The organism is Veillonella atypica (assembly GCF_041431435.1).
Classification (GTDB): Bacteria; Bacillota; Negativicutes; order Veillonellales; family Veillonellaceae; genus Veillonella; species Veillonella atypica.
In genome coordinates, this window is record NZ_JAPVXV010000002.1 from 1 (window position 1) to 12,724 (window position 12,724).

General features: G+C 42.6%; 8 protein-coding genes and 1 pseudogene. 2 read left to right on the top strand and 7 right to left on the bottom strand.

Annotation, left to right across the window (positions count from 1 at the left end; genetic code table 11):
• The 4 genes and pseudogenes from O3598_RS02720 to crcB all read right to left on the bottom strand — a co-directional run.
• Nucleotides 1-350, bottom strand: a pseudogene (locus O3598_RS02720) (IS21 family transposase); the annotation flags it as partial.
• On the bottom strand, nt 311-802 hold the full coding sequence (locus O3598_RS02725) for a hypothetical protein (protein WP_244167425.1): 492 nt from the start codon (nt 800-802) through the stop codon (nt 311-313). The gene O3598_RS02725 and the pseudogene O3598_RS02720, both read right to left, overlap by 40 nt.
• A gap of 306 nt (nt 803-1,108) precedes the next feature.
• A complete protein-coding gene (locus tag O3598_RS02730; protein ID WP_371451673.1) occupies nt 1,109-2,083 on the bottom strand; it encodes a molybdopterin-binding protein in 975 nt (324 codons plus the stop codon).
• Between the two features lie 99 nt (nt 2,084-2,182).
• On the bottom strand, nt 2,183-2,560 hold the full coding sequence (gene crcB, locus O3598_RS02735) for a fluoride efflux transporter CrcB (RefSeq protein ID WP_371451674.1): 378 nt from the start codon (nt 2,558-2,560) through the stop codon (nt 2,183-2,185).
• A gap of 209 nt (nt 2,561-2,769) precedes the next feature.
• On the opposite strand from crcB, the gene O3598_RS02740 reads away from it, so the two are divergent.
• Nucleotides 2,770-3,078: a helix-turn-helix domain-containing protein gene (locus O3598_RS02740; RefSeq protein WP_255308923.1), complete on the top strand. Its 309-nt coding sequence runs from the start codon at nt 2,770-2,772 to the stop codon at nt 3,076-3,078.
• Nucleotides 3,079-3,310: 232 nt separating this feature from the next.
• On the opposite strand, the gene O3598_RS02745 is transcribed toward O3598_RS02740, so the two are convergent.
• Nucleotides 3,311-4,033 (bottom strand): GntR family transcriptional regulator, encoded by a 723-nt coding sequence (locus O3598_RS02745; RefSeq protein WP_005384516.1) that lies wholly within the window; start codon nt 4,031-4,033, stop codon nt 3,311-3,313.
• A gap of 201 nt (nt 4,034-4,234) precedes the next feature.
• Here O3598_RS02745 and O3598_RS02750 point away from each other — a divergent pair, with 201 nt between their 5' ends.
• Nucleotides 4,235-5,155 (top strand): diacylglycerol/lipid kinase family protein, encoded by a 921-nt coding sequence (locus O3598_RS02750; protein ID WP_156718313.1) that lies wholly within the window; start codon nt 4,235-4,237, stop codon nt 5,153-5,155.
• A gap of 75 nt (nt 5,156-5,230) precedes the next feature.
• On the opposite strand, the gene addA is transcribed toward O3598_RS02750, so the two are convergent.
• Together addA and O3598_RS02760 are read right to left on the bottom strand one after the other, a co-directional pair.
• Nucleotides 5,231-9,052 carry a helicase-exonuclease AddAB subunit AddA gene (addA, locus tag O3598_RS02755; RefSeq protein ID WP_371451676.1) on the bottom strand — a complete coding sequence of 1,274 codons (3,822 nt, stop codon included), beginning with the start codon at nt 9,050-9,052 and terminating at the stop codon, nt 5,231-5,233.
• Nucleotides 9,042-12,572 (bottom strand): PD-(D/E)XK nuclease family protein, encoded by a 3,531-nt coding sequence (locus tag O3598_RS02760; RefSeq protein ID WP_371451678.1) that lies wholly within the window; start codon nt 12,570-12,572, stop codon nt 9,042-9,044. Before O3598_RS02760 ends, addA begins: the two co-directional genes overlap by 11 nt.
• Nucleotides 12,573-12,724 lie beyond the last annotated feature (152 nt).

Consider the following 12,724-nt stretch of genomic DNA (forward strand, 5'->3'; position numbering starts at 1 on the left):
ATCTTTAAAATATAACCGCGAAATGTAGAGTAAGCAGCTGTGAGTCCATGGTTATCTACCAAGTATTGCCACAAGACACGCTTATAATAAAATTGTTGGGGTGTATCATCAGATAATAAAGTCTGTATTACGTCATAAAATTTATCAATCATAGATGGTTTATGACGATGTGGATCAGGCGTTCCATTTTCATAATGAGATTTTATGGTGCGTCTATCATAGCCTAATTCACGACCTAGTAAACTATAATTAGGTTTCAAATTGCAAACCTCCAGAATGACCCTTAATAATGGTAAGTCTAATAATGATGTTACAGTAAATGAACTGTTAATAGCGTATACGTATTGCATGTTGTTATCACCTCAACTATAGTATCGGTGATACAATTAAAATTGTACATTCTTATATCATCATTTTTGTACATTCTTAGAGTATCATTTACACCTATAGCACCAAATAATATTGAAACAATAGCAATAATCCCACGTTTATAATATAAACTGTCTCTCTTTTGAAAAAATCCTGTACATATTATAAAAAGTACGAAGAATCCCCAAGCTCCCCCAAAACGTGATATAAACTCATAATCTTTATAGACTAAAAAGTTAAAGTTTAGTAGCAATATACTTATAATGGCAATAATAGATAAATACTTGGTTAAATTGCCAAAAGTTCTGTGTCTTTTGATGTATTCATACTCTTCATCAATGACACGTTTACTAATCTCAAGTTTATATAACCCCATAGATAATGATAGAGACATAAAAATCCAAATATATCCTAACATTTCAAGTCTACTCATTTTTCTACCTTATCTTTCCACCGACGATACCCTTCTCATAACACATCTGACTCTTATTCTGCATAAACACCACTAATACGGCCTTTATCTACACCTGTAATCGTTTTACCTTTAAAATAAGACCATTATCATTATAAATAGTATACCAGTAAGAGTAATATTAAGAAATTGTATAATAACACCAAAAGACTGTAGCGAAATACAGTTTTACCGCATTTCACTACAGTCCCTTTTTAGGTATATTTCTTATTTTATTCAGGTATAAACACTTCTATCACAAAGATAAAAGCTATCTTTAAATCTATTTTATCCTAAGAAGCCACCATGCCCCATACAGATACAGTCTTCTTTTGTAATCTCATCGTCTGCGATGAGCCGTGGCACGATTTCATCAAAGGCTGTTGGTTTGCTAAACAATACACCACCTGGTACGCCTAGAATTGGGGTACCATCAGCACAGTATGCAATGCATACCATAGAGCCTGGCAATACAGGAAGTCCATAGGTTACAACGCGGTCTGCGTAGCGTTTAATGGCACCCGGTGTCAAATCATCAGGATCTACGCTCATACCGCCGGTACAGAATATGATGTCTGCGCCCGCTGCTTTCACCTTATCAATGGCCGCCACAATATCGTCTGTGTTATCCGTCACGATTTCATGGGCGATTTTTTTGACCCCAAATGGCGCACAACGTTCTTCGATGATAGGTGTGAAAGCATCTTTAATGCGTCCTTCAAATACTTCAGAACCAGTTGTAACGATGCCCATTGTTTTGCGCACAAATGGCTTAATAGTTAAGATAGGTCCACCAATTTTTTGAGCTGCTGTTACTTGTTGTTCTTCTAGCAATAATGGAATACAACGCATACCGGCAATTTTATCGCCCGCTTTCACAGGCGTATTATTCAATTTTGCAACGATGGTCAATTCGCCGATGCTATTGATAGCGTATAGTTTATCTACATCCACCTTGAGTAGACCATCCACATCGGCAATGGCCTCTATTTTGCCTTGTGCCATAGGACCATCGTGCATATGGTCGCCCTTGGCAATGGCATACAAGGCACGGGCCACATCTTCTTCGTGAAGAAAGCCTTCATCTTCTGGTTCCATCACATAAATATGTTCTTTACCAAGATCGAGTAATTTAGGTACATCTGCTTCTGTAATCACATGACCGCGGCGGAATGGTGTATCTTTCACCTCGCCGATGACGATGCGTACAATATCGTGTACCAATGCATGTCCAACTGCATCTTGTACTTTTATTTCTTTCATAATCTAACCTTTCAACATATATTCTATTTCATGTATATCAAACGTAATATATAGCAATATATTTACTATATCATATGAATGATAGCTGCTAATATGCATTTACGCACATACGAGTTTAGCAATCCACATACCGATGGCACAAAGGGCTAAACCGCCGAGGATTTGCACCGTCCCATAGAATAGAACATCTGTAATATCACCAGATGTTAAGAGCTGTAAAAGCTCAAAGGCAAATGTAGAAAATGTGGTAAAGGCACCAAGGCCACCAACGACTAAGAAGAACCGAACCCATTGAGGCCAGTCGGGTCTACAAAGATAGGCACCTAAGATGATACCGATGATTAAACACCCGATTAAATTAACCATAATGGTGCCAAAAGGATAAGGTCCTAACCGCGCCATTACCCATTCCCCTACCACTGTTCGCGCTAGTGCACCAAGAGCACCACCGCAGGCGATTGCTATATATTTTTCCATAATAGATCTCCATAAAATTAACGATTCGTGTAATTATCATATATATATAATAATTATCACATATTACGTATTAGTCAACAATGTATTTGCTAAGTATACTAAAAGCACAAGGTAGGGATCAGAAAGGAGGTCTTATGAAGGATCCTACACTTACAATGCCTGCCTACCGACGGAATCACTATCAGGACCCAAAATTCCAGCAACAATACATGTGCTTGGGTCACAAAATCTCTACCCTGCGAACATCGATGGGCATTTCACAACGACAATTGGCCGATGTCGTGGGCATTAGTCGCAGCTATTTGAGTAAATTAGAATGTGGATACGGAATATCAGGCGTATCCATCGAGGTAGTATTTAAAATTGCTTATTGCCTCAATATTTCTACGAGTCAATTGCTACATCTTCGTACGCAAGACTATAAATCCTGTAATAGACATCTTTCCAAACATTATGAAAGAGTCGAATTTTTCCGACTAGCACACCAGCGCTTTTTGGAACTAAAAAAACGTCTCTAATCTATAGACTTCATTCATGAATAGAGACAAAATTTATTCCTTATTACACTCTCTTATATTCAACAAAAACAACATTATATAACCTTCCAAAAATTAGATTAATAAAATTAAAATAATTCCTACTTAAGACGTACAACATATATAAAAGATACCCCCCTTACAATATCTTATATATGACTTTGCAAAACAAAGGACCCTATTTAGGGTCCTTTTTACTATGTCTATGTAGTTTTTATACTTCGTTCAATTTCTTATCTTGTAATTCCGCATTAGCCCGCTTAAAGATAAATGCATTATTGATATGCTTGCGCATCGCATTTTCTGCGGCCACTTCGTCGTGACGTTCAATGGCATCTACGATGTGATCATGTTCATCGTCACAATCGTGTGTGCGCACTGCATTGAAGGAACTCAAATACATATCGCGATTTACTCGTTCACGGAAATCGGCTAAGTAATCAACAACGCGATCATTGCCAGAGAATTGAGCGATCATGCTGTGGAATCGGCTATTAACCTCTACGCGTGCCGTAGCGTCCTCAATGGCATGCATCTCCTTGCATAATTCCTTAAGCTCTGCCACTTGTTCTGGCGTAGCGTGACGAGCACACAAACGCGCCCCCAAACCTTCCATAACTTCGCGACATTGATACAGCGCCACGATTTCTTCTGGTGTATCCGCCTTAACGGTAACGCCCTTCCATGGCACGATAACAACAAGATTATCTTTTGCTAATTTTCTGAAAGCTTCGCGAACTGGCGTTGCACTGACTTTGAGCTGTTCTGCGATCTTAACTTCATTTAGTTTTTCTTGCGGTAATAGCTCCCCTGTTAAAATAGCCTGTTTCAAGGTCACATAAACTTGTTCACTTAAAGGCAATCGTTCAATTGAATCTACAGCGGAAAAATGATACACATCTTTTGGTTCTTTTGTACCCTTCACGTCTTTTGTCATATTTCTAGCCTTAGGTCCCCTCTAATGTTTACACGCTTTCATACTTTCAATGAACGCCTAAAATGAGTATAATAGAATGTAAGCATTTTTATATACGAACACATGTATATATAATAATTGTATACCCTATAATTATAAGTCCCGTACATATGACTGTCAATTTCAAGATAGTCACAGTTAAAAAGTGAGGAAGTTACCCCTATGAGTCGTTGTTTGGTTATCATTAACCCTGTATCTGGCGGCGGTGCAGCACGCCGATACGCCCTTGATTTACAGTGGAAATTGAGCACCCTTTTTGACACAATTGAAGTTAAATTCACCACCGGTGCCGACGATGCAACCCATTTTGCAAAGGCCGCTTGTGAGGATGGTTTTGACGCCGTTTTCTGCATGGGTGGCGATGGTACCGTTAACGAAACGGTAAACGGTATCGCCCAAGGCGGTTTCAAAGCAACCTTTGGCTTTATTCCGGTAGGAACTGTTAACGATATGTCTCGTGCTCTCGGCATTCCACAACGACCATTAGAGGCAATTCGCCGCCTCGATATCAACCAAGTTCGCTCCATCGATATTGGTCGCTGCAACGATAAATACTTCTGCAATAATATTGCAGCTGGTGTCATTCCAAAGGTTATCGAAGAGGTAACACCAAAGGAAAAACGCATCTTAGGTCCATTAGCCTACTTCTTACGCGCCGGTCAAGCACTCTTCACTACAAAGGACTATACATACCGCATTCAAACGGAAGATGATGATTTCATCTGTAAATCGCCTCTTGTACTGGCTCTACTTACCAATGTAGTTTCCAGTTTTGAACGCTTTATGCCAGAGGCCTCCGTAGATGATGGGTATATGCGCCTCGTTATTTTTAAGGAATACTTTATCCTCGATATCTTCAAGGTTCTCCCTCTTATCCTAAGCGGCGCCATCTATAACTCTAGCAATACCACTACATTGACGGTCAGAAAAGCTCATATCGAACTATTGAGCAATGTAGATAATTTACCAACCAATATGGATGGTGATGCCGGTCCGTATATGCCTGTAGACCTCGAGGTATTACCACGAGTCCTCAAGGTATTTGCACCGACAAAACATCAAAAGAAAAAACCGCTTCTCTAAGCGATACGAACCCCCTTTGCTGGCAAATCAGTAAAGGGGGTTCGTATTATGCTAAGTAGATTGTCTTATATGTGCTTACAACAGAATCGCTTCATGCAAGCGGAAGCTATAAATATAACTTGCTTTCACAGGCATATTTGTCAATCGTTCTAGGGCCTCTTTGTAGAGGTCCATTTGTATTTTATAGCGACGAATGAGCTCATCGCCACTCTTAACGCGGTCCGTCTTATAGTCCACGAGGACCCATTGATCATCTTCTACAAAAACTGTATCGATAATCCCTTGTAAGAATAGACGCTCACCATTCTCTACATCAGGATATACCCGATTGCCGTCAAAGAGCATGCTAAACAGCAATTCTCGTTCCACTCGTTTTGATGCAATGAGACGCTGGCCAAGATCAGAGTTAAAGAATCCATATAAGCTACGATCACTTAATAGACTGCGTTCCTCATCACTAAATTTACCTTCTGCTTGCAATGAATCAAGCATATCTGTCATGGATTTTTGTGTATACTTTTTAACAGGTAGCCATTGCATCGCTTCATGCATCAATGTGCCCCATTGCGCACCCGTTACGACCTCATCAGCTGCTGCAATAGCCAGTGGTTTACGACCAAATACGGAATCGGCTAGCTCCGGTCCACTAATAGTAGGAATGCTTGTATCTAATATGGCATTCTCACCAGTCGTATCCTCAGTTATATCAAAGGATATTACTGGTTTCTGTTGCATTGATACATCTGTAGCCGATACAGCCTCCGCATCACGTTCGGCAAATCGTCGTTTCAATTCACTAACAGAAATCTTAGCCGTCGTCTTGGCCGCTACAAGATTTGGATAGGTGAAAGCAAAGCGCTGTACGATTTTCTCTGGCAATGCTACATCATTCACCTTACCTAATACGCGAACCGTATTGATGGTCGTTTCATCCACATCAGCCTTATAATCTAAATCTCCATAAAGAGAACCATCATGAATCTCTACCTTTACCTGACATTGACGGTCGAGCAAGTCAAAATTTGTTTCTCCTTCGAGTTCAATGATATTGCGAAGTGGTGCACCCCCATCTAGATGACGGGCGAAGGCGATGAGTAGCCAATGCAAATAGGAATTACCAGCTTTGATTAGATCGGCACCTAATGCTTGGGTCTGCGTCAAGGCCGCATGTTTTATATGAGCGCCAACGCCCTTTTCCTTTTTGATTTCCTTGTTAATATATCCGGTCAAGAATAGTTTATCCCGTGCTCGTGTCAATGCAACGTAGAGGATACGCTGTTCTTCGGCTTTCATAGCATCCGATTTGATGGATTTACAATAGAGCCACGGCATGGACGGATAGGATACGCGAATGTCTGGGTAGTAGCCCTTTAATCCGATACCGCCATTTTTATCGACTAATAACGGAGAATTAAAGTCCATGGTATTGAACTTCTTTTGTACGCCAGACAGGAATACAACAGGGAATTCAAGGCCCTTACTTTTGTGGATGGTCATAAGGCGCACTACGTCATCTGCTTCGGTAACTACATTGGCAACGGCCATATCTTGATTGCTATCGCGTAAGCTTTCAACAAAGCGAAGGAACCTAAAGAGCCCTCGGAATCCGGAGGATTCAAATCCCTTAGCCCGTTCATAGAGGGCCATCACATTGGCGCGACGCACGAGGCCATTCGGCATGGCGCCTACGTAGTTCACGTAGTCCAATGTTTCGTAAACATCCCACAACAAATCAGCTACACCATGACGGCGAGATAATGTGCGCCAACGCTCGATATGAGCGATGAATTGGAGCAAACGTTCATCTTGAGCCTGTTCTGTATAGAGAGGCATAACAGACCATAAAGATCCGTCCCCGGTAAGGCGCAATGCACCGAGTTCATTGGCATCAAGCCCTACAAGTCCTGAATGCAATACGGCGGCCATCGGCAAATCCTGCTCAGGATTGTCGATGATTTGTAACAAGGATAAGAGCAATTGGATTTCTTGCGCTTCAAAATAGCCATCTCGTTCATTAACAACGGCTGGAATACCGGCTTGACGCATAGCTGCTACTGCCCGTGTACCCCACCCAGCAAGGGACCTACGCAATACGGCAAAGTCGCGCCATTGAATTTGGTGGAACGAGCCATCCGCATTTTGCACCTGTTTCTTCGAGGCATGTAATTCCTTGATTTTTTGGATGATAAAATCCAGTTCTCGCTCATTGTTCTCCGGTTCATCGCCTGCGGTTTCGGAATCACCATCGGTTTCATCAGAACGATTCGTATCGCTCGTATCCAAGAGATGTAATTCTACAGCGCCGCCCACCCAATCGGATGGAGCCTCTTCTACGATACGGCCCGGTATAAGCGATTCTTTTTCGCCATAATCAAGCTCCGCTGCCTCTTGGGTCATAATTTGGTAGAAAATAAAATTCGTAGTAGTCAAAATATTTTCGTGAGACCGGAAATTCTTCGCCAAATCAATGCGGCGCTCTACGGCATCATTCATGAGCCCATACGTATTGTACTTGTTCATAAATAACGAACTATCCGCCATACGGAAACTATAAATGGCTTGCTTCACATCGCCTACATAAAAACGATTATCCACGCGGGAAATGAGGTTGATAATAGTTTCTTGTACACCATTCGTATCTTGGTATTCGTCCACCATGATTTCTTTGAACGTATCCTGTAACTCAAGGGCCACTTCGGATGGTTGTGGATCATCTTCTGTGCCTGGTTCCACAAGGAGTGCCAAGCAGAGATGTTCTAAATCACTAAAGTCCATGATGCCTTGCTCTTTTTTAGCCTCGTCATAGGCTTTGTGAAAGGCGATAGTCAATTCTACAAGGTTATGAATGAGCGGATATTGGTCTTTAAATTGCTGTTGCAGAACGGATTCATCAATATGAAATAGACCGTTTTTCATCCCCTTTAAGCTATCCTTGTTTTGAGAGCCTAGCGATTTAAATTCGTCTGCTAACGCACCATCGACTTCGCCCTTTTCTAAGGCTTTGCCAAGGCTTGTAAAATTAGCTTTTGTAAAGGTATCTAAATTACGGCATACATCGACCATATCGGACCAAGTCTGTGCCCCTTTTAATTGGGCTAATGCAGCTAATTGTTCTTGGTACACCTTGTCCCATTTCTTAGGACCTACAGGGCTTTCAAGTAAAGGTTCCATCTGTTCGATGCGGTCTGCAATGCGGTTGATTTCGGCCTGTTGGTCGTCCCACATAGCACGGCCCCATAAGGTATCTCGTAAATCCTGCTCTTGAGCAGCCTTATATGGTTCTACGGCATGGCGCATCCACCCGTCAGGATTCGATTGAGACATGGCAAATTCATAGAGGCTGAGCACCTTATCTTGCAATCCTGCATCAGATTTATCATCGCTAAAGAAATCAGATAGGTCAAAAATACCATACGTATTATGTTCATAAGCCTCTTTCAAAAGGTTCTCTAACACTTCTTGTTTTAAGAGGGCCATTTCCGCTTCGTTGCCGATGCGGGCTGTAGGCGGAATATCTAGTTTATAAAAATAAGATCGAATCACCCACTGACAGAAGGAGTGCAGTGTAGAAATATGTGCCGATGGCAATAGATTAAGCTGTCGCTCTAGGCGCGCTTGTAACGCTTTATCATCGGTGGATTCCATGGCCTTAGCTAAGGCGACGCCAATACGAGCGCTCATTTCAGCGGCAGCGGCCTTCGTAAAGGTAACGACCATCAATTCTTGTACGGATAAAGGATTCTCCATATCTTTCAACCGCGTAATAATACGCTCTACAAGAACCGCCGTTTTACCAGAACCAGCAGCAGCGGCGACGAGCAAGGTTTGAGCCCCTAGATTACTGTCCTTCGGGGACATGATGGCAGATTCCTGCTCCGGTGTCCATTTAACGCCCATTATCGTCACCTCCTGTCATAGAACTATCGGTATTAGAACTTTCACAAAAACTATCGTTAGACTCTGCCGAATTCGATGAATCATTGAGGGCATCGCGCATTTTTTCAAGGGCATTCGCCTCATTTAGAGCGCTCAAATAATTGTATTGATTGCGCTCATTATCAAAGCGACACACGGTCTTGTAATCGCAGTAGGAACAAGGAATGGCCTTATTCAACTGATAGGGAGCAATCGGGAATTCTCCCTTACCGATGGCAGAGCCGGTATCCGCCATAATCGATTCCGTATAGCGGCACATAATATCAAAGTCGCCGGAGGATTTAACAATTTTCATATCCCCAGAATGGATGGATCCCTTTCCCGTAATACGAACGGGCACATAAGGACCTTTGCTCTTATAGGTGAGCAAATTTTTATCCATCTTTTCCAACATATCGATATCATCTGTAAAATATCCTTTATTATTAAGGGCCCCATTTGTATCCGCCAAGGCTTTGGCCTCTTCATAGGACACAGGCTCACCCGCTGGCGTTCGTGGATTTTTTACATATGTATACACCACAGCGGCCGGTGTCATCGGTTGATCATGGTGTTTCTTATAAGCCGATTCTAATGCCAACAGATAGGTCATCAATTGTAATTTTAGGCCATAATAGATTTCTTGTGCATTAACCGATGTACTACCCGATTTATAGTCGATAACCATGCCGTACGTATGACCATCACGATTATATTCATCAATACGGTCAATTTGCCCTACTAAACGTAAATAGCGGTCATCTCCAAGGGATACCTTAATGGAGTCCCATCCATTGGGACGTCCAAAGTCCTGTTCTAAATACATCGTATCAAAGGAGGACCGGCTAGACCAATCAACAAGGCGCGATACCGTTTTCTGTAATGTTCTCACAACGCGCTCTTCAATAGCCTTATCATAGGCTGTCTTTTCATCCTCATCATAACGGTTTTCTTCTAATATATCCGCTGCTACGCGAGCACATAATTCTTGTTGCGCCGTTTCATCTAAATCACGCCATTGCTTATGCTCGGATAATAGTTGCGTTCCTAACCGCTCCAAATTGGCATGTAAAAAGGTACCAATTTCAGGGGCCCCAAAGGAACGAACCTTGCGAGGCTCTAATTTCAAGCCATATTGAGCATAGAATTTAAACGGACATTGACGATATTTTTCAAGGCGCGTTACCGACCCAGACATATAGCCCCGTTTGAGGAACAGACCAGTTACTAACTCCGGCGCAATAATAGGTACATCATTATTGTCGCGAATACCACGGCTCACGTCCTCTAAGCGTGGTCTGTAGGCCCCATCATGGCGAGCCCAGTTATAGAGTCCCCACCATAGGGGTGACACAGGTACTCCGCTAAACAAAGCGCCCCAACGTTCAGATAATAGAGATAGACTTTGGTATGGACGCCATAAGTATTCATCTTCTGTACCGTCTTGAATGGTGAAAGGAACCTCTATAGGGGACGTACAGAAACCGAGGGATTGTAATCGTTTAATGACGAGGGAACTTTCAAGTCCTTCCCCTTCATCATTGGAACCTGCATAGGATATGGTTAAATGCTGCTCGGCCCGCGTCATCGCTAAATAAAGAAGGAAATTTTCATTAAACGCCTTCGGCAAGGCGCCTTCCGCAAGAACGATGCCCGCCTCAGCTAATGCTTCCCGTTCTCTATCCTTGATCAAACCTTCGTCGCCCATGTTTTGTGGGAACACACCTTGATTAAGGCCCATCACATAGACCCGAGGCCACGATTGGCTGTACGCCCGTTCTATAGTGGTAATCGCTACGTGATCGAGGGACGGAGGAATCATGGAGTAATGAACATTGTCGAGGGCCTCTTCTAAGAGGGCTATCATTTCATCTAACGTCAATGGTTCCGTATCGGTGAGGACCATCATTTCATCGAGGAATCCAATGACCGCATTGTACATTTGCTCGTGACTGGCCTTAGATTCTAAATCGCCATCTCGTTCAGCCTCTAAGGACCATTCATAGAGACGTTGAGGCACTTGTAATTCTTCGAGGACTCTGTAGATATGTTTACACCATTCCGCCCCTGTATGCGCATCGCTAGACGTAGCAAAATCGAACCAAGGTATCAAAATATCCATGATGGCCTGTCTCGATGCATTCACGCGCGCATGTCTCGGTGCATCCGGTTGTTCTTCGTCTGAAAGCCCCGCTACGCGGCGCATATAGGACCAGTTATCTCGTTCCCACTGTAGATGATCAATACCAAATTCGAGCACGTAGTTTTCTAATTCATCTACGGCCTCGCGAGTAAGAGGTGTCAAATCCGTTTTCAATAAACGAAACATGATGTCACGACTATAACTATGCTTAACGATACCAAGCAAATCCGTCATCAATTCTCCGAGCGGATGATTGTTCATAGGTCGTTGACGGTCTCCAAAATGAGGTATTCCATAGCGAGTAAATACCTTTTCCAACGTATCTCCATAGGTTTCGGATTCACGCAGCATAATACATATATCGCGATAGCGCGCATTAGGACTGCTTTCAATATAGGAAAGAATATCACGAGCCACCCAATCCGCTTCGCGTTCTCGATTATAGGCACTTACAAGCGGTATATGTTCATCCGTAGTATTGTGCTTACCGTGAAAGAAATTTTCCTCTAAAGATTGCAACACAGGGGTCCCTCTATGCCCTGTAAAAGACTGAAAGGACAATTTCGTTCCATATTCCTTATGGAGATTTTCCAAGATTTCAACGGAGCGATTAAAGACGCCATGACGACCTTTATTAGCCAATATACGTTTAGGGTCAGCTGGTAAATCGACGGTGATTACAGATTCTACAGCAAGATCAAAGAGCATATATAACAGCTCAAAGTGAACCGGTGTAAACCAGTGGAATCCATCGACAAAGACATGACAGTTTTCCATCAATGGAGACTGTGGCAATGCATGAACAAGGTCCATGATAGGGTCCCCGTCAATTTGCCCATGAAGCTGCAATTTCTCTTCGTAGGCCGACATGCATAGTGCCAATTCCTGTAGCTTTTTCTGTAATACACCATTTGATACGCGCTGTGCACCAGATTCTAATTCATCAGGTCCAATGCGAAATGAGCGAAACTCAGAAAATAAACCTTGCAATACCGCTGAAAACTCTGGCCGTTTAGCGGCTTGCGACAACAGGCCTAATTCAGTTCCTTTTCGTTTCATCACAAGGCTTAGCAACATGGTTCTACCCAATTGAGATATACTCTGTTGCTGAGCCTTTACATTGCCTATCGATTGATATACCTGATAGGCCAATCGGCCAAAGCCAACGACGCGGACCGTCGTAAAGCCTCCTTGAGGCATAAATTCCGCAAGTTCCCGTTCCACGCGATAGGTGGCTGGCTCTGGAACGAGCAAAATAATAGGGTCACCTGGGCATTCGGTGATAACCTGCCGAATGCGTTCATATACGGCACGGGTCTTACCGGAACCAGCGCGACCATAATACATGGTAATACTCATACTACCTCCCACAACAATGCTTATATTTAGTAATTCTGCTTATATTTCATCATCCCTAAAACAAAATATATAGCACGGATACTTTATACGACATATAAATATATATACTATTGTACACCATGGAATATTAAAATTGTATTTGACAAATTCTC